Origin of the sequence: Streptosporangium sp. NPDC006930 (genome assembly GCF_040635605.1) — a bacterium.
Taxonomy (GTDB): Bacteria; Actinomycetota; Actinomycetes; order Streptosporangiales; family Streptosporangiaceae; genus Streptosporangium.
The window spans coordinates 149390-168106 of sequence record NZ_JBEYID010000018.1 but is presented as its reverse complement, the minus strand read 5'-3'; the positions used below and the strand labels follow the sequence as shown (position 1 = coordinate 168106).

The window sequence follows — 18717 nt, the reverse complement described above, 5'->3', positions numbered from 1 at the left end:
CCACCACAACGGGTGGTAGGACGGGGTTGTGCTTCATGCACTGGCTTTTAACACACTGTTGAGTTCTCAAGAAACGGACGCGTACACCATCACCCCCACCCGACCAACCGGTCCGGCAGAACTCCGGGGCGTTCGTTTTATTCTGTTCTTTCGTTGTGCCTTTATTCTTTCAGGCCCGCTTTTTCGTGTCAAACCGACCCGATCCGGCCTACCTGTTTCAAAATTTACTGCTCCCCCTTCTCAGGAGGACCCGCCTAACGTACTTGATGGTCCGATTCATGTCGAATCAAACCCCTTTAAGGGACAAACATCCCATCAAGGCAAAGATCGTCAGAGAGGGTTCCGAGGCCCCGGCGCCACCGCCGTCTCCCTCGGGTCTGGTGAACTTTATGAACCCTGACCCGCATCGTCAAATCAACCGCGCCCCACGTGGAAGCAGGGCGCCTTGGCGTGCGTGCTTCAGGGAAAGCGGCTCCGACAAAACGAAGGATCCGGACACGCCGGCGAGGGGCCGGAGACGGAGTGGGCATGTGATGTCCCGGCGGCGGGCCTTCAACGCGAGGCGGGCGCGGCGCACCCCGGCGGCGAAACGAAGGGAATACGCCCATGGTTCGCGCTGGAAACTCCGGTAATCTGCCGCTCGTCTTCAGGAGGTGGCAGGTGGCCGGAGCTGGCGCCTTTGCGGTACCGGGCTACGAGGTGTCCGGGGTGCTCGGCCAGGGCGGTTTCGGGATCGTCTACCGGGCCAGACAGCTGGCGGTGGATCGTGAGGTCGCGCTCAAGGTGGACAACCGGGTGCTGGTCTCCGAGCGGGACCGGCGCCGCTTCATGCGTGAGGTGACCTCGGCCGGCGCGCTCTCCGGTCACCCGCACGTCGCCCATGTCTACGACGCGGGGGTCCTACCCGACGGACGGCCGTACATGGTCCTGGAACTGTGTCCCGGCGGGTCTCTGCTGGACCGGATGCGGGCCGAGAAGCGGTTGCCGCCGGCCGAGGTCGCCGACATCGGCATCCGGATCGCCGACGCGCTGTCGGCCGCGCACGCCGCCGGGGTGCTGCACCGCGACATCAAGCCCGCCAACATCCTGATCAACCGGTACGGCAATGTGGTGCTCTCCGACTTCGGCCTCGCCACCATGCCGTCCTCGGGCAGCGAGGCGTCGGTGACCCGGGAGTCCCTCACTCCCGCCTACGCCCCGCCCGAGGCGTTCGAACTGACCGAACCCGCCGCCGCCGGTGACGTCTACTCCCTGGCCGCCACGTTGTACGCGCTGCTCTCGGGGCGCCCACCGCGCTTCCCCGAGAGCGGCGTGGTCAACATCGCGGTCATCATGGCCCTGCACCGCCTGCCGATTCCCGAGATCCCGGAAGTGCCGCCGGAGCTGACCGCCGTGCTCAGGGAGGCCATGGCCACCGACCCCGCGCGACGCACCCCCTCGGTGGCCGCGCTGCGCGACGCCCTCACGGACCTGCGCCTGGAGGGAGGCGTCCCGGTCCACCGGTCCCACACCCCGCGCCCCGCCATCCCTCACCTGGCTCCGAGGCCCACTTCGCCGCCGGTTTCGACACCGGAGAAGAACCCGGTGCCCATGCCGCCGCACGCGTCACCGTACGGCACACCGCCGGGACAGCGCGGGGAAGCTGTGCGGTCGCATCTGACGTCACCGGGCGTGAAGGGGTTCTCCGGTACCCAGCCGCCCGCGGCGGCCCCGGAGCATCCGGCCGCGTCGAACGCGCGGGTCTTCGTCGCGGTGGCCGTGGCCTTCGCGATCCTGCTGATGGCCGGAGTAGGGCTCATGTACATCGAGAAGCGCGACCAGACCCCGTCCACCGGGCAGCGGCCCAGCTCGCAGGCCCTCCAGAGCACGGGCGAGGACGGGAGCGCGACCCCGGAGGCGGGCACGTCCGCGGCTCGCGAGGTTTTCGAGGTCGCCACGGTCACGACCCCCTGCCCCGCTGCGGCGGTGACGGGCGCGGGGGCAGTGTGCGTGGCGGAGAACGAGTGCTGGGGCGGCCTCGTCGCGATCGCGGGCGACACCACGGCCAAGCGGATCCGCTGCCAGGAGCCCCATGTGTGGGAGACGTTCGCGATCGCCCCGCTGCCCCGGGACTCTCTCACCTACGATCTGGCCGTCCTGGAGAACCATCCGACGGTGAAGAAGGTCTGCTCGGACCAGGTGATGTTCGCCTCCATGTTCGACGAGCGCAATGACCGGCGGACAAGGTGGCACAAGACGATCCTGCCGCCCTCGCGGGAGCAGTTCCAGGGCGGGGCGCGGACCTACCGGTGCCTGGGCGGCCTCATCGGACGGGAGCTTCCGGGCGTCATCAGCTTCGGCCGCTGAGCCTTCTGGGCGCGGGTTGGTTCCCGCAAGGTCGTCCCCGTTCCCGCCGGAGGTCGGAGCCATCGGAAAAAGCAGGTCGTCCACCGATCGGCACGATGCCGGGACCTTCTTCGCACGTTCGATCGGGGTGGGTGCAGACTTGCCTTCCCGAACGTGAAAAATTAGACGCGGTTGGACGGAGGTGGAGCGTGAACGTCCGCCTCCCGATCCGCGTAGGTCACAAAGTAGGTCACAAAGGGTGCGGCATTCACCACGAAGTCGCTCAGGTTTTCGAGAAATCGGCCAACGGCATCCCGCCGCGTTCTCCTTCCGGTCGTGAAGACCGGGTTTTTCGAGCTGGAGGTTTTTGATGACTCAGGCACAGATCGGCGTGACAGGACTGGCCGTGATGGGGGCGAACCTCGCCCGCAACCTGGCCAGGCACGGGCATTCGGTAGCGGTACACAACAGGTCCCAGCACAGGACCAAGGCGCTGATCGAGGAGCATGGGCACGAGGGAACCTTTGTCCCCTGCGAGACCCCCGAGGAGTTCGTCGCGGCGCTGGAGCGGCCCCGCCGCATTCTGATCATGGTCAAGGCGGGTGCGCCGACCGACGCGGTGATCGAGGAGTTCGCTCCCCTGCTTGAGCCGGGCGACATGCTCGTGGACGGCGGGAACGCGCACTTTCTGGACACGCGCAGGCGCGAGGCCGCGCTGCGCGAGCGTGGTCTCCACTTCGTCGGCGCCGGGGTTTCCGGTGGGGAGGAGGGCGCGCTGCTCGGGCCGAGCATCATGCCCGGCGGTTCGAAGGAGTCGTACCAGGCGCTGGGCCCGCTGCTGGAGGACATCGCGGCGAAGGTGGACGGCGTGCCCTGCTGCGCGCACATCGGCCCCGACGGTGCCGGACACTTCGTGAAGATGGTGCACAACGGCATCGAGTACGCCGACATGCAGCTCATCGCCGAGGCCTACGACCTGATCAGGCAGGGACTCGGCCGGACCCCGGCGGAGCTCGCGGACATCTTCGCGGAGTGGAACGAGGGTGAGCTGTCCTCGTACCTGATCGAGATCACCGCCGAGGTGCTGCGCCAGGTCGACGCCGCGACGGGCAAGCCGCTCGTCGACGTGATCGCCGACCGGGCGGAGCAGAAGGGCACCGGCCGCTGGACGGTGCAGATCGCGCTGGACCTGGGCGTTCCGGTGAGCGGAATCGCCGAGGCGGTGTTCGCCCGTTCCCTGTCCGGTCACGCGGACCTGCGGAAGGCCGCACGGGGTCTGCCCGGCCCGTCGGGCGTGCCCGCGGGGGCCGTGGGCGAGGACTTCGCCGAGGACGTGCGGCGGGCGCTGTACGCCTCGAAGATCGTCGCTTACGCCCAGGGGTTCGACCAGCTCAGGGTCGGCAGCACGGAGTACGGCTGGGATCTCGACCTTGGCACCCTGGCCACGATCTGGCGGGGTGGCTGCATCATCCGCGCCGTCTTCCTCGACCGTATCCGCGAGGCGTACGCGGCGGAGGACAAGCCGGTCACCCTGCTCGCCGCCCCCTACTTCGCCGAGGCGCTGACCCTGGCGCAGGACTCGTGGCGGCGGGTGGTGGCGAAGGCCGCCGAGTTGGGCATCCCGGCGCCCGGCTTCTCGACCGCGCTCGCCTACTACGACGGGCTGCGCGCCGAGCGCCTGCCCGCGGCCCTGATCCAGGGCCAGCGTGACTTCTTCGGCGCTCACACCTACGAGCGGATCGACCTCGAGGGCTCCTTCCACACCCTGTGGTCGGCCGACCGCACGGAGGTCAAGGGCTAGCCCTCATATCCCGCATGTCACCCCTCCTCGCCCCGGGGTGACCGTCTGCCGCACTGGATCGGACGCGGTCGCCGACCCGCGACAGGCGGCACATTCAGGGCAGGGACCGGCCGCCCCTGACCCGAGCGCTCAGGGAGGTTCGGGGAGCAGCGCGGTCGGCGGCGACGGCCGAGGAGTGGGTCTCCTCGGCCTTCGCGCCCCCGACCAGGTCAGCCGGTCGCGCCGGGCCGGCACCCGCTGCGCGGCGAGGACCTGATCGGCGACGAACCTAACCGGCGGGGATCGCGGGAACGGGAGAGTGGGGTCCCGACCTGCCCTACGCCGCGCTGACCCGGCCGGATGTGCTGCACCCCTTCCGCTCCCCCGCGTGGTTCCCGCCTGATTCACCGTCCGAGGTGGGATTCGGCCGTGTCGACTGACTCCGCCTCCCACACGATGGGTTTCGCATTAAATGACCTTTTTGTACCTTTATTTCCATTACACGGCTCGCACTTAATACTGGAATTCGCTGGAATTCAAGGGAGGCTGGTGGAACTCCTGTTACGCTCCGGGCCGTGAGTGATTCACTGGACGCGCTGGAACGGCGAATAGCCGAGCTCCGCGCCGAGGTGCGACGGGCGGTCAAGGCGAAGGAGAACTCGCTCGCCCGGTCGCTGCGCGGCGACCTGCGCAGGGCGGAGCAGGCGTGGGACGCGGCGATCACCTCCGAGACCCCCGCGCCGCCACACGAACCCGAGACCTCGCTGGTGCCCATCAGGGAGCAGGTGCACCAGGCGCTGGCCATGCTGGGCGTACCGACGGCGGCCAAACTGATCGTGGCGGTGAACGACGCCTTCTTCTCCCGCGAGTTGCGCGGCTCCCAGCTCACCAGCCTGCGGCGCGACGAGGAGCGCTCGTTCCGCGGTGACCCCTACGCCAGGCCGTACTACCTGTGCGCCGCGCTGACCGACCGCCTCTCCCCCGCCCGCGGGCTGTTCGCCGACAGCACGTGGCCGCCCGAGTCGCGGGTGCTGGGACCGCTGAGCCCGCGCGTCGACTTCCTCGTCTCGGCCATGCGCGTCGCCGAGCACCTGACGCGGCTGGCGGAACCTCCCGCGGGGGCGGTGCGGCTGCTGTCGCGGATGGCGCAGAACATCCCGGGCGCCGTCGAGGGCTTCGCCCCGGCCGACCCGGCGACCGCGATCCGCGCGGCACGGGCCGAGCTGGAGGTGCACCTCGCCGCCGACTCCGCGCAGCGGGCCGAGGTGGCGGCGCGGGCGATGAGGCAACTACCGGACGTGGAGCGCCTGTTCGGCGCCACCGCGATGAACACCTTGAGGGGGGCCTGTTGAAGACCAGGCTGGACGGGGAGACCGGCTCATGAACAAGCTCGGGGAGAGGGCCTTCCTGAACAGGCTTGACGAGCTGCGCGGGCCGATGCCCTCCCGCCCACACGACGCGCGGGCCATCGCGGCGCTCGCCGCCAACCCCGGCTGCGTCCGCCGGGCGGTGATGGACGCCGCGGGTGTCGACAAGGACCTCACGGCCCGGCACGTCGGCTTCCCCGCCCCGTTCGGCCAGTCCCAGTTCGCGATCACCCGCGGGAACGTGTTCGAGACGCTGGTGAAGGAGAACGGGTGCGCGGAGCTGCTGCGCCTCCTGCGCGAGCTGCTCGGCCTGGAGGTCGCCCAGGTCGGCTATCAGGACGTGGAGAGTGTCGGCTCCCACCTGCGTCACTCGCACACCCGGGCGCTGATCGACCGCGCGGCGCGCGAGGACGACGGGACCGCGGTGTTCTACGACCACCCGCTGCTCAGCCTGGAGATCGCCGGGCACACCTCCTACCTGGAACCCGACGTGGTGGCCTTCCAGATCGGGAGGCGCTTCCACATCGTGGAGATCAAGTCGTTCAGCATGATCGACGGGCAGGCCGAGCCGGAAAAGGTCGCGGCGGCGGCGCGACAGGCGTCGGTCTACGTCATGGCGCTGCGCACGCTCATGGCCGACCTCGGGCACGACCCGGAACGCGTCTCCCACGACGTGGTCCTCGTCTGCCCGGAGAACTTCGCCAACCGCCCGACGGCGGCGCTGGTCGACGTGCGCAAGCATCTCTCCGTGCTCAACCGCCAGCTCGCCCGGATGACCAGGGTCGAGCGCCTGCTGGAGGGCCTGCCCGGCGGCCTCACCTTCGATCTGGCCCCCGGCGAGGACGGTGTGCCGACCCGCTCGGCCGAGGAGCTGGCCCAGGCACTGCTCCAGGTGCCCGCCCGCTACGCGCCCGACTGTCTGTCCACCTGCGACATGTGCATGTTCTGCCGTCACGAGGCCCGCTCCTGCGGGACCACCGACCTGCTCGGGCGCCAGGTACGCGACCAGCTGGGCGGCGTCTCCGGCATGGACGAGGCCCTCGGCCTGGCCGAGGGCACCCGCGAGGTGGCCGAGGGCCAGGAGGAGATCGCCCACCTGCTCCGGCTGGCGCATCGGCTGCGCGAGGAGTCGCTGCGGTGAGCACACTGACGGCGCTGGCGCGGCTGCGGGCCGCCAGGGACGGCGTCGCGCAGCGGATCACCACGGTCCGGCACTGCCACGTCTCCGCCCAGCCGCTGGTGTTCATCCCGCTCAAGCTCGCGGGCGAGGCCGCCGCGCCGCTCGCCGCCATGGTCGGCACCGATCCCGGTCATCCCCGGCTGCTCGTCGTTCCCCAGCCCCGCAACCGCGACCTGCGGTTCGCCTTCGCCGCCGGGTTGGCCGAGGTGCTGCTGCCGTACATCGAGGGGTTCCAGAAGAGCACCGAGACGGTCGAGCGAAAGAGCGGCGATCCGTACGAGCGTTGCCTGGACGCGCCACAGATCCTGGTGCCGAACCGGCCCGCGGCCTCGTTCGCCGCGCTGCTCGGCCGCTCAACCCGCTTCCGCAGGGCGGAGGGCCCCTACCCGGTGCACCCGTCGGTGCCGCTGCTCGGCCGGTGGCTGACCTATCTCGCCGACCGGTCGCTGCAGCCGGGCTCCTCGATGCTGCTCCCCGCCACCGAGGCGCTGAGCCTGCACTGGGCGACCGGACAGAGCAACCTGGAGGACGCCAACCTGGCGGCGCTGCTGGGATGGATCGATCCGCCGCGAGGAATGTCCGGGCGGCGGGCGGCCGAGGAGGCCGAGGACCCGCTGCTCTGGCCTCCCGCGGGCCCCGCCACCGACCCCGGCTTCGACAACGAGGTGCTCGGCCCCGCGATCCGCGCCTACGAGGAGGCGCCGACCGATCGCGCCGTCGACCGGATCAGCCAGGCGTTGCGCACCCAGCTCGAACCCACCTGGCGGCTGATGTGGCGCAGTGTGGAGCTGCTGCGCTCGCTGCCCGAGGGGGCGCGGGTGAAGGACCGCTGGGAGATCGACCGCGGGTCGTTCACCCGGTTCGTCGAGCGGATCGCCGAGGGCGGGCCGCCTCAGGCGCGCAGGGACGGGGCGGTCGGTGCCGCCGCGCGGCTGGCGGGGCTGGAACGGGCGCGGGCGAGCTACGACGTGCAGCGCGCCCATGACGACCCGCTGCTCATGGCCGAGTACCGGCTGAGCGGCGAGGCCTTCGCCGGGACGGTGACGTCCGCCGATCTTGAGCACACCGAGGGCGAGGGTCGCTCGCGCAAGCTCAGGCCCCTGATCACGGTGCGGACCGACGACCCGGTGCGGCTTTCCCCCAAGACCACGGTCGGCAGCCCCGACCGGCGTGGCCACGCCGCCGAGATCGTCGAGATCGGGAACGGGGAGATCACCCTCAAGGTCACCAAGGGGATGGGGCGGGGCAGGACACCCGTCCCCGGTTCCGTACCCGAACCGGGCGAGCAGGTCTCCTACACCTCACTGACGGACGACTTCCAGTCGTCGGCGGCGCTGCCCGATCCGGAGCAGACGCCGTGGACCCACGGCGGCCCTCCGCAGGAGTACGAGCCCGGCGACGACGACGCGCAGGAGGAATGGCTTTGAGCGTTCACCGGATCCCGTGCCGCCGGGCGATGCCCCGTCCCGCCGCGTGCGGGACGGGCCGTGACGGGGGCCTTTACGGGGGCCTTTACGGGGGCACGGCATGACGACCCCGCAGCGGGAGGCCGCCGCCGTGGTGGAGGCCGTGCTGGCCGACCTGCCCCGCCATCGCGGCGTGGTCGTGGACTCGCCGCCGGGCGCGGGCAAGTCCACGCTGGTGGTGAGGGCGGCGGGGCACATCGCGGAGACCGGCGAGCCGCTGATGATCGTCGCCCAGACCAACGAGCAGGTCGACGACCTGGTGGAGCGGCTCGCGGTCGAGCACCCCGACCTGCCGATCGGCCGCCTGTCGGCGAGCGGCTACGTCACGCCCGGCCGCGTCCTCGCCCACCCCAACGTCTCGGTCGCGGGCAAGCTGCCCGACCTGGGGGATCCGGCCGTGGTGATCGCCACTGCCGACAAGTGGGCCTGGATCGGCGACCGCACCTGGCCCTGGGCCATCGTCGACGAGGCGTACCAGATGCGCTCGGACAAGTTGCTGCGCATCGCCTCGCTGTTCGAGCGGTCGCTGTTCGTGGGCGATCCCGGCCAGCTCGACCCGTTCTCCATCGTGGACGGCGACCGGTGGGCGGGCCTGTCGTGGGATCCGGTGCAGAGCGCGGTCTCGGTGCTGCTGCGGCACAACCCCGACCTGCCGGTGCACCGGCTGCCGGTCTCCTGGCGACTGCCCGCCTCGGCGGCGCCGGTGGTCTCCGAGGCGTTCTACCCGTTCACCGGGTTCCGCGCGGGGACGGGTCCGGACGACAGGTCGCTGGAGTTCACCGTGAACGGCATGCGCACCTCCCACGACCTGGCGCTGGAGGAGGCGGCCGTCTCCGGCTGGGCGCTGTACGAGCTGCCGAGCCGTCACACGGTGCGCACCGACGCCGAAGCCGTCGCGGCGACCGCGATGCTGGCGACGCGGCTGCTCCAGCGGGGCCCGGTCGCGCACTCCGAGCGCGGCAGCCATCCCGTCACCGCCGACAGGATCGCCATCGGCGCCGCGCACCGCGACCAGGTCGCCGCGATCAGGGCCGCCGGGGTGCCGCCGGAGATCACGGTGGACACCGCCAACCGCCTGCAGGGCCGGGAGTACGACGTGACGATCGTGCTTCACCCGCTGTCCGGGCGCCGCGACGCCACCGCGTTCCATCTGGAGTCCGGGCGGCTGTGCGTGCTCACCTCCCGGCACCGCCACGCCTGCGTCGTGGTCGCCAGGGCGGGCATTCCCGAACTCCTGGACGCCCACCCGTCGTCCGAGCCGGTCCAGCTCGGCGTGCCGGTGAAGTTCCCCGACGGCTGGGAGGCCAACCAGGCGGTGCTGGCCCACCTCTCCAAACACCGGGTGACCCCGGACCGATGACCCGGACGCGCCGCGCCGGAGTCCGCACCGTCGCGCCGCAGTGATCCGCAGTGATCCCCACTGTGATTTCCACGGTGATCCCCACGGTCTCGTGCGGCGAGGCCCGTACGGCGGGAGGTCAGATCGTGCGCCGCCAGACGTCGATCGCCAGCACCTGACGCATGCCCACCGAGAGGTAGAGGTCGAGGGCGGGCGTGCTGTTGTTGGCGTCGACGTGGAGGTAGGTGCCGACCCGCCCGCGGCGGGCGTCGTCGGCGAACGCCCCACGCAGCATGACCTTGCCCAGACCCCGGCCCCTGAAGGCGGGGAGCACCGCCAACTGGCGCACGTACCCGCAGTTCTCGTCCCCCAGGAAGGCGTTGGTCCCCAGCAGCATCGCCACGGGCTCGCCGTCGAGGCGGGCGACCGTCAGCTGCGCCCAGTCGGTGGTGACCGAGGAGTCCAGCTCCTCGTACCACTCGTCGTAGTCCTTCGGGGCGAACCCGAAGTGTTCGGCGAAGCCCGCCTGCTGCACGGCGTGCCCCTGACGGCGTACCTCCTCGGTGAGCCCGTCGTGCACCGTCACCCCGGCCGGGAGTTCGGGCCCGGGGACCGTCCCCTCGTGGTCGGCGCGAAGCCGGATGAAGCTGGTGGCGGCGGCGAAGCCGCGGGACGCGGCGATGGCGCGCTTGCCGCTGTCCTCGCGGTAGAGGCCGATGTCCACCACGGCCCGGTCGTGGCCGAGTCCGGCCGTGATCTGCCTGGCCCGCTCGGTCACGGTGTCCCAGAGCGGGCCGGTCAGCTCCGGTGCGGCGGGGTGTACGACGACGTCGATGTCGACGTTGTCGCTGCCCCCCTTGCGGCAGGCCCAGGCCCACGCCACCAGGCGCCCGCTCTCGTCGTGAACTAGCCAGCCGTCGGACTCCCCGTCGAAGGAGGAGTCGTTCAGATGGTCGGCGACGTCGTCGAGGGTCATGTCGGCCTTGCCGATCACCTGGGTGTCGCAGAGCGAGATCAGCTCGTGGATCTCGCGGACGTCCTCGGCCAGTGGCCGCCGGGTGACGTACCCGGCGGCGGGGATGGTTGTCTTCATGACCCCATCGTCGCGAGGGCGACTTGGGGATCGCTGGGTCGGGACTTGGCTGCCGGCTCATCGATCGACCTGCCGATGAGCCGGTCAGCCGGATGCTCCGGTGGTCGTCAGGCGACAGGAGCGAAGCCGGTCAGTCGAGTGCCGGGACCGCTGCCGGGGTGTCCTCGGAGGCCTCGGGCGCGCCGCGCAGCGGGATCTCCTTGATGAAGGCCGCCAGCAGCGGCACCAGGACGGCGAACAGGATCGCCCACCAGAAGACGCCGGAGATCGACTCGGCCAGCGACTCCAGGAAGCCGACCCGCACGTTGGCGGGAAGCTCGTGCAGCGCGGCCGGGTCGAACTGGGCGCCTCCGGAGGCGAGCCGCTCGCCCGCGGCGCCCAGCTTGCTCTCCAGGCCGGAGGTGAGCTGGTTGTTGAAGATCGCGCCGAACAACGAGACGCCGAACGAGCCGCCGATGGAGCGGAAGAAGGTCGAGGCACTGCTGGCGACGCCGAGGTCCTTCTGCTCGACGCTGTTCTGGGCGATCAGCATGGTGGTCTGCATCAGGAAGCCCATGCCGACGCCGAGCACCGCGATGAACACCCCGGTCTGCCAGGCGGGGGTGTTGACGTCCATCAGGGAGAGCAGCCACATCGCGACCGCCATGCCCACGCCACCGAGGATCGGATACATCTTGTACTTGCCGGTCCTGGTGATGGCGCGGCCGACGAAGAGCGAGATCACCATGGCGGCGCCCATCATCGGGAGCAGCAGCAGGCCGGAGTTGGTGGCGCTCGCCCCCTGGACGGTCTGCTGGAACAGCGGGAGGAAGTTGATCGCACCGAACATGGCGAACCCGAGCAGGAAGCCCACTCCAGAGATCAGGCTGAAGTTGCGGTTGCGGAAGACGTTGAGCGGCATGATGGGCTCGGCGACACGGCGCTCCACCAGGACGAACACCGCCAGCGTGATCACGGCGAGCCCCGCCAGGCCGAGGATCTGCCACGAGCCCCACGCGTAGTCGTTGCCGCCCCAGGTGGTGATGAGGACGAGCGCGGTGATGCCGACCGAGAGCAGGGCCGCGCCCAGCCAGTCGATGCGGTGCTCGGTGCGGAGCTTGGGCAGTTGCAGCTTGACCGCGAGCAGGGCGAGGGCGACGAACCCGATGGGCAGGTTCACGTAGAAGGCCCAGCGCCAGTCGAGGTGGTCGGTGATGAACCCGCCGACGAGCGGACCCGCGATCATGGCGAGTGACATCACGGCGGCCATGATGCCCTGGTACTGGCCGCGCTCGCGGGGCGGGACGAGGTCGCCGATGATCGCCATGGCGTTGACCATCAGGCCCCCGGCTCCCAGGCCCTGGAGCGCGCGAAAGGCGATGAGCTGCGTCATGCCGTCGGACGGCCCGCCGAGCATCTCGGATCCGGCCATGCCGCAGAGCACGGAGCCGATCATGAAGATGACGATGGAGGCGAGGAAGATGCTCTTCCTGCCGTACAGGTCGCCGATCTTGCCCCAGATGGGGGTCGAGACGGTGGTGCCGAGCACGTAGGCGGTCACCACCCAGGACAGGTGCGTCAGTCCGCCGAGTTCGCCGACGATGCGGGGCATCGCGGTGCCGACGATCATGTTGTCGAGCATGGCCAGGACCATCGCGAGCATCAGGCCTGGCAGCACCACCATGACCTCGCGACGCCGCGCCGGCACGGCCGCGGTCTCCTTCACTTCTGCGCCCCCAGTTTTTGTGATCTTGCTTACTTGCCGACCGGCTAGCGTCGGCTATGCTGGAATGTAGGCCGCTTACTTGCCGGCCGTCAAGTTAATTTCTCGGTAAGGGAACCATGAGGGAAAACGCCGACACACGGACGCGCATTCAGGAGATCGCCCTGAAGCTCTTCACCGAGCAGGGCTACGAGGCCACCTCGCTCCGCGAGATCGCGGAGGCCCTCGGCGTGACCAAAGCGGCACTTTACTACCACTTCAAGACCAAGGACGACATCATCGCCAGCCTGGCGGAGGACCGGGTGAGGGCGGTCGAGGAGCTGATCGCCTGGGCCCGCACCCAGCCGCGAACCGACGAGACGCGCGAGGAGCTGATCCGCCGCTACGCCCACGACCTGCAACGGGGCAGGCACCACGAGATCATGCGGTTCTTCGAGCGCAACCAGACCTCACTCAAGAACCACCCGATGACGGAGAAGACCCGCGAGCGGATGTTCGAGCTGCTCACCTTCCTCGTCGATGCTGAGGACCCCCTGGCCACGCAGCTGAAGCACTCGATGTCCCTGTTCGCGCTGCACGCCTCGTGGTTCACGCTCAGGGACGAGTCGATCACCGACGAGGAGCGCCAGGCGGCCGCCCTGGAGGTCGCGCTCGACCTCGCCAGGCGGTGAGCGTTCTCATCGACCCGCCCAGCTGGCCGGGTCCGCGCGGTCTGTTCTGGTCACATCTGGTCAGTGACACCTCCACCGGGGAACTGCACGCCTTCGCGGAGCTGCTCGGCGTGCCGCGCCGGGCCTTCGACCGTGACCACTACGACGTGCCGGAGACCGTCTACGAGCAGGCCCTCGTGCTGGGCGCCGAGGCCGTCTCCTCCCGCGAGCTCGTCACCCGTCTCATCGCCGCCGGTCTGCGCCGGCGCAGGGTCCGCCCTGGGATCGACACTTCTCGCATAGATCCCGGCAGTGCGGGCATGGCATCCCGTTGATGGCATATCCGCACGTCAACGAAGGGAACGACATGCTGAGCGGCAAGACGATCGCGTTTCTCGTGGCTCCCGAGGGGATCGAGCAGGTCGAACTCACCGAGCCGTGGAAGGCCGTCAAGCAGGCGGGGGGCACGCCCAAGCTGATCTCCACCGAGCAGGGTCAGGTCCAGGCGTTCAACCACCTCGACAAGGCCGACACGTTCCCGGTGGACGCGACGGTGGAGCAGGTCTCCGTCGCCGACTTCGACGGGCTGCTGCTGCCGGGCGGCGTCGCCAACCCCGATCTCCTGCGGACCGTACCCGCGGCCGTGGGCTTCGTGAAGGGCTTCTTCGACGCGGGCAAGCCCGTCGCGGCCATCTGCCACGCGCCCTGGGCACTGATCGAGGCCGACGTGGTACGTGACCGCAAGGTCACGTCCTGGCCGAGTCTGCGGACCGACCTGCGCAACGCCGGGGCGACCTGGGAGGACAACGAGGTCGTGATCTGCTCCTCGGGCCCGAACACACTGATCACCAGCCGTAAGCCCGACGACCTCAAGGCCTTCTGCCAGGCCGCGACGGACGCCTTCTCCGGGTAGCGTCCCTCGATCACCGAAGCACGGGGCAGGGGTCGGTGACCCCTGCCCCGCCGGCGTTCCACGTCCGGCTCCGGACCACCTCGTGAACCCTGAACCCTGAACCGGAGAGAATCCTCCGCACACCCGATTTCAAGTCACGAAAGAAATGTTTTGCCGTTTTTTGCCGCATCCCAGGGACACGATCACCCATCCCCGGTTAGGACGGTTTCCCCAGGGCAGGGCTTCTACGTCGGCTGTGAATCGGCGGTGAAAAGGGGGAGACCGTGGAGGCCACCATCGCGTTGCGTCTACCGCGTGACGCTGCGAGTGTTCCCGTGATCAGACAGCTTCTCGACTCCTCGCTGCAGGCCCTGGGGGTGGTGCCCCAGATTCGCGAGGACATCCAGCTCATGCTCTCCGAGGCGTGCTCCAACGTCATCCAGCACGCCGTCCCCAGCGACGACTACATGGTCAGCACCGAGCTGACCAGGGGTCGGTGCGTGATCAAGGTGGTGGACGCCGGCAACGGCTTCGACTTCTCCGAGACCTCCTCCCCCGCCCCCACCTCCGAGCACGGTCGCGGGCTGCTGATCATGCAGGCCCTCGCCGATGACATCCGGTTCGTCAAAAGGCAGGAACGGGGCTCGATCGTCTGCCTGGAGAAGACTCTGCGCTTCACCGAGGACGCTCCCGGGCTGTCACTGCTCCTCAACGAGGAACTTGAGCTCCAGCAGGGTGTCCCTGAGGTAGTCGGTAACGGTCCACACGTCGGGAACCATCTCCCTGCAGGCGATCACGCCGACGTCAAGTGAGCCGTCGTAGGAGAAGACCGTGATGTTGATGCCGCCGCTGGCGTCGGTCACGACGGAGACGGGGTGGTACGCCAGAAGCCTGGCGCCGCTCACGTAGAGGGGGATCTGCGGGCCGGGCACGTTGGAGATCACCACGTTGATGGGGCCCGCGCTGCCGGCGAACAGGTTGAAGGCGGCGCGGGAGGCGAGGCCGGTCAGCGCGGAGGGCATCATGTCGCTCAGCTCCTGGAGCCAGCGCGCCGGGGCGAGCGACGAGCGGTCCTTGATCAGCCGCATCGCGTCACGCACCGCCAGCAGCCGTTCCACCGGGTCGGCGACCTGTGTCGCCAAGGTGGTGATCATGATGCTGACCTGGTTTCCCGCGCTCTGGTCACCGGGCAGGCGGAGCGAGAACGGCACCCCCGCGACCAAGGGCTGCTCGGGCAGCGCGTCGTGCTTGAGCAGCCACTGGCGCAGCGCCCCGGCGCACAGGGCCATCACCACGTCGTTCACCGTGACACCGAAGGCGTTCTTGACCAGCTTGACGTCCTCCAGCGGCAGGGCGGTGTAGGCGAACCGCCGATGCGCGCTGATCCTGCCGCTGAAAGGGGTGCGGGGAACGGTCATGCGGGGCATGGCGGGCACCTCGGCGGCCCCGGATCCGGACAGGCGGGTGGCGAGGTCCCTGGTGATCCGTGAGACCAGCCCCGCCCCGGGCGCCTGGGAGATCAGCGGGATCTCGTCAAGGTGCGGGACGGCGTTGATCAGGAACCGTATCGCGTTGGCCGGGTTGACGGCGACCTTGGCGAGCCCTCTGACGACCATCTCCCCCGTGTCGATCTCCTCCTCCGGCTCGCCCGGGGGCGCCAGCTCGACCTCCGCGGGCTCGGGTGAGGTGTCCAGCAGGCCGGCCAGCACGTCGGCGCCGGTGACGCCGTCGACCGCGGAGTGGTGGACCTTCATGTAGAGGGCCGTACGGTCCCCGTACAGGCCGTGGATGAGATACATCTCCCAGAGCGGGCGGCGCCGATCCAGGCGTCGGGCGTGCAGCCTGGCCACCTGCTCGCCCAGTTGCATATCACTGCCCGGTTTGGGCAGCGCGATCTCGCGCACGTGGTAGTCGAGGTCGATTCTGGAGTCCTCGGTCCAGTAGGGGTGGTCCAGACCGAACGGGACGAAGGCGAGCCGCATGCGGAAGGGCGCGGCCAGGTGGAGCCGGCGGGCCAGCAGCGACACCAGGTCACCGCGGGTCAGGCCTCCCGACAGGATCGCGAGTCCCCCGATGTTCGCGACGTTCGTCGAGGTCTCGAAATTCAGGAACTGCGTATCCACCGCGTTGAGCTGCCGCACCGTCTTACCTCCGCCGGGATGTCGTTCTCCCATCCTGCTCCCGTGAAGTCACCAGAGCCAACGCGGCCAGCGCGAGGAGGACCACAACGGACACGAGAATTAACGACAGCGGAATGAGTACGAGCACGACGACGATGGCCATGATCTCGCTGATCAACTGCAACACCGGAAAGCTGTGCCCGGATTATCCGGCCGTTACACCGCATTCCAGCGACCGAGCTTCAGCGCGAGATGGAGTTCTAACCTGTGGGTTCCGTTCTTGAGGTTGCGGCCGGCCAGGTGCTCGATTCTGGTGAGGCGGTAATAGAGGCTGGTGCGGTGCAGGTGGAGCAGCCTGGCGGTCTCCTGGGCGTCTCCTCCGCTGTCCAGATAGGTCTCCAGGGTGGTGAGGAGCGCCGGGTGCTCGCGCAGCGCGTCGAGCGGGCCGCCGGCCGACCCGTGCGGGCCCGCGACCGGCTCGGCGAGCAGCCGGTAGACGCCCAGATCCGGCCAGCGGGCGACCGGCCGCAGCGCGGGTTCGGCCGCGGCGGCCCTGGCCGCGGTGAGCGCCTCCTCGTGCGCCCGTACGGCCGATTCCAGTCCGGGGTGCGGCGCGCTGAGCCCGGCGCCCGCGCGGGTCCTGGCGGCGAGCCGCTCCCCCAGTGCCACCGCGTCCTCGCCGCGGTTCAGCAGCAGCACGGCGTGGCGGTCCAGGATCGTGAAGGCCGGCGGGCGGCGCACCCTGGCGAGCTCCGCGCCGACCGCCTCGCGCAGACCGTCCGGATCGCCCCGCAGCGCCAGGACGCGCAGCGGCCCCTCGCCGAGCACACCGGCCGCACGCCGCACGCCGATCTCACCGGTGAGCAGCTGGCTCAGGATGTGGGAGCTGCCGCCGTCGTCGAGCAGGGCGGCGATCGCGGCGGCGTCGCGCACGGCCCTTTCGCGCTCCTGCGGGTTGAGCGGGCCGGGACCCTCGATGATCCACAGGTAGCCGACGCGGCGGTCCTGGTGGAGGAGGGGGACACAGAGCCTCGCCGCCATCCCCAAGTCAGGATTTTTCGGGATCTGTACCGGCTCGCGGGTCGTGGTCACCCCGTGCGCCTCCTGCCAGGCCCCCACCTCGGCGGGAACCGAGCGCGAGAGGATGGCCTGTGCCCTGACCGGATCGACCTCCCCGTGGTGGGCACTGTGCGCGACGACCCGGCCCTCCAGGTCGTCCACGGACATCCCTCGGCCCACGGCCACGGCGAGCGACTCCAGCAGATCCTGAACATCATCCGCTATCACGGTCCAATCCTACAGATGTAGGAAGTATCTCCGGCGCCGGAACGATGACTCGACCTGGCGTGAGCCGTAGCGTCGCACTTACTCATTTCGGGGGACCCGCCTCCTGGGAGTCGGGGAGCCCGCCTCGTGAGAGTCGTCCGATCGCCCGGTGAAAGGAACCTCGTGGAGGAGCGCAGCCGCGTCGCCCCGTGGGCGCCGCCACGGGCACAGTTGCGCCTGGCCGAGCTTGAGGCCGAGGTGGGCGGGCTGGGGTTCGACGCGGTATCCCGGCTGGTCGACGCGGTACTGGCCGAGCACCGCGGCCGCCTCGACGAGGACGGCGTGGTGCTGTACGCGGGAACCAACACGATGAGCGAGCGCGCCAGGGCCGCGCACGAGATCTCTCTGGGGTGCCGCCCTTCGATGGGCTGGCCGGGCGAGAAGTTCCAGACCGGCCTGGAGGAGCTGGACGTGCTGGAGGTCCTCGCCCCGCTCCAGGTCGCGGCGCTGATGGGCGGTGAGTTCGCCGAGGTGCGCCTGCAGAGCGCCACGATGGCCAACCTCGCCTGCTACAGCGCGTTCACCAGCCCAGGCGACACGATCGCGGTGCTTCCGGAGGCCGCCGGGGGTCACGCCAGCCACCACGCCCAGGGCGCCGCCGGGATCCGGGGCCTGCGAGTCGCCGACCTGCCCTACGACGCCGAACGGCTCGACGTCGACCACGTGGCCCTGCCGGCGTTCCTGCGCGCACACCGGCCCGCGCTGGTGGTGGTCGGCGCGAACCTGATGCTGTTCCCGTACGACGTCGCGAGGGTACGGGCGGCCTGCGACGAGGTCGGGGCCCTGCTGGTCTACGACGCCTCGCACGTGGCGGGGCTCATCGCGGGCGGCCGGTTCCAGCGCCCGCTGGACGAGGGCGCGCACCTGGTGACCATGTCCACCTACATGTCCTTCGGCGGCCCGCCGGGCGCGGCCGTGGTGACCCGCGACGAGGATCTCGCCCGCCAGGTGTCGGCGGCCGCCTATCCCGGCCTGACCGCCAACTACGACGCCTCACGCCTGGCGCCGCTGGTCCTCGCCTCCGCCGAGCACGCCGCGGGCGGTTCCGCGTACGCCGACCGCTGCGTCGCCAACGCCGGGGCGCTGGCCGCGGCACTGGACGGCGAGGGCTTCACCGTGGCCGCCGCCCATCGAGGCTGGACCGTCTCGCACCACGTGGCGGTGGACGCCGCCGCGTTCGGCGGCGGGGACGAGGCCGCCAGGCTGCTGGCCGAGGGCGGCGTCTATCTCAGCGGCGTCCGCCTGCCGGGGCAGCCTTCCGGTGAGCCCGCGCGGGGCCTGCGGATCGGCACCCAGGAGGTGACCCGCCGCGGCTTCCGCCCGGAGACGATGGGTGAGGTCGCGGTCCTGATGCGCCGCCTGCTCGTCGACGGTCACGCTCCCGCCGCGGTCCACCGGGACGCGGTGGCCCTGCGCCGCACCACCCCATGATCCCGGACCGGCCCGCTCGACCCCCGGGGGTTCGCCCCCTGGCGGG

Annotated in this window: 15 protein-coding genes; 11 read left to right on the top strand and 4 right to left on the bottom strand. The window is 70.1% G+C overall.

Features of this window, described 5'->3' with window-relative positions; genetic code table 11:
• Positions 1-660: 660 nt before the first annotated feature.
• The 6 genes from ABZ664_RS28405 (at position 661) to ABZ664_RS28380 (ending at position 9478) form a co-directional block, all read left to right on the top strand.
• Positions 661-2346, top strand: a complete 1686-nt coding sequence (locus ABZ664_RS28405) for a serine/threonine-protein kinase (protein WP_362516243.1) — start codon at positions 661-663, stop codon at positions 2344-2346.
• A gap of 349 nt (positions 2347-2695) precedes the next feature.
• Positions 2696-4126, top strand: coding sequence for an NADP-dependent phosphogluconate dehydrogenase (gndA, locus tag ABZ664_RS28400; protein WP_362516241.1), 1431 nt, complete (start codon positions 2696-2698; stop codon positions 4124-4126).
• A 554-nt stretch (positions 4127-4680) separates the two neighbouring features.
• Positions 4681-5457 (top strand): hypothetical protein, encoded by a 777-nt coding sequence (locus tag ABZ664_RS28395; RefSeq protein ID WP_362516239.1) that lies wholly within the window; start codon positions 4681-4683, stop codon positions 5455-5457.
• Positions 5458-5485: 28 nt separating this feature from the next.
• Positions 5486-6613 carry a hypothetical protein gene (locus ABZ664_RS28390; RefSeq protein ID WP_362516237.1) on the top strand — a complete coding sequence of 376 codons (1128 nt, stop codon included), beginning with the start codon at positions 5486-5488 and terminating at the stop codon, positions 6611-6613.
• Entirely contained in the window at positions 6610-8079 is a 1470-nt protein-coding gene (locus tag ABZ664_RS28385) for a hypothetical protein (RefSeq protein ID WP_362516235.1), read from the top strand. Before ABZ664_RS28390 ends, ABZ664_RS28385 begins: the two co-directional genes overlap by 4 nt.
• Positions 8080-8179: 100 nt before the next feature.
• Positions 8180-9478, top strand: coding sequence for an AAA family ATPase (locus tag ABZ664_RS28380; protein WP_362516232.1), 1299 nt, complete (start codon positions 8180-8182; stop codon positions 9476-9478).
• A 118-nt stretch (positions 9479-9596) separates the two neighbouring features.
• Here ABZ664_RS28380 and ABZ664_RS28375 read toward each other — a convergent pair whose 3' ends face one another.
• Both ABZ664_RS28375 and ABZ664_RS28370 read right to left on the bottom strand, forming a co-directional pair.
• Complete coding sequence (locus tag ABZ664_RS28375) at positions 9597-10550, bottom strand: GNAT family N-acetyltransferase (protein WP_362516230.1); 954 nt, start codon at positions 10548-10550, stop codon at positions 9597-9599.
• A gap of 130 nt (positions 10551-10680) precedes the next feature.
• Complete coding sequence (locus ABZ664_RS28370) at positions 10681-12237, bottom strand: MDR family MFS transporter (protein WP_362516227.1); 1557 nt, start codon at positions 12235-12237, stop codon at positions 10681-10683.
• Between the two features lie 134 nt (positions 12238-12371).
• Between ABZ664_RS28370 and ABZ664_RS28365 the strand changes: the two genes are divergently transcribed.
• From ABZ664_RS28365 to ABZ664_RS28350, 4 genes are all read left to right on the top strand, one after another.
• Positions 12372-12923, top strand: coding sequence for a helix-turn-helix domain-containing protein (locus ABZ664_RS28365; RefSeq protein ID WP_362516225.1), 552 nt, complete (start codon positions 12372-12374; stop codon positions 12921-12923).
• Positions 12920-13237, top strand: a complete 318-nt coding sequence (locus ABZ664_RS28360; RefSeq protein ID WP_362516222.1) for a DUF4031 domain-containing protein — start codon at positions 12920-12922, stop codon at positions 13235-13237. The genes ABZ664_RS28365 and ABZ664_RS28360 overlap by 4 nt, the downstream gene beginning before the upstream one ends.
• Complete coding sequence (locus ABZ664_RS28355) at positions 13237-13815, top strand: type 1 glutamine amidotransferase domain-containing protein (RefSeq protein ID WP_362516220.1); 579 nt, start codon at positions 13237-13239, stop codon at positions 13813-13815. Before ABZ664_RS28360 ends, ABZ664_RS28355 begins: the two co-directional genes overlap by 1 nt.
• A gap of 263 nt (positions 13816-14078) precedes the next feature.
• Positions 14079-14606, top strand: coding sequence for an ATP-binding protein (locus ABZ664_RS28350; protein WP_362516217.1), 528 nt, complete (start codon positions 14079-14081; stop codon positions 14604-14606).
• On the opposite strand, the gene ABZ664_RS28345 is transcribed toward ABZ664_RS28350, so the two are convergent.
• Together ABZ664_RS28345 and ABZ664_RS28340 are read right to left on the bottom strand one after the other, a co-directional pair.
• Positions 14493-15968 carry a wax ester/triacylglycerol synthase family O-acyltransferase gene (locus ABZ664_RS28345; protein WP_362516215.1) on the bottom strand — a complete coding sequence of 492 codons (1476 nt, stop codon included), beginning with the start codon at positions 15966-15968 and terminating at the stop codon, positions 14493-14495. The genes ABZ664_RS28350 and ABZ664_RS28345 overlap by 114 nt on opposite strands.
• Before the next feature lie 162 nt (positions 15969-16130).
• Complete coding sequence (locus ABZ664_RS28340; RefSeq protein WP_362516213.1) at positions 16131-17201, bottom strand: helix-turn-helix domain-containing protein; 1071 nt, start codon at positions 17199-17201, stop codon at positions 16131-16133.
• A 162-nt stretch (positions 17202-17363) separates the two neighbouring features.
• Here ABZ664_RS28340 and ABZ664_RS28335 point away from each other — a divergent pair, with 162 nt between their 5' ends.
• Positions 17364-18671 carry a glycine hydroxymethyltransferase gene (locus tag ABZ664_RS28335; RefSeq protein WP_362516210.1) on the top strand — a complete coding sequence of 436 codons (1308 nt, stop codon included), beginning with the start codon at positions 17364-17366 and terminating at the stop codon, positions 18669-18671.
• The last annotated feature ends 46 nt before the right edge of the window (positions 18672-18717 follow it).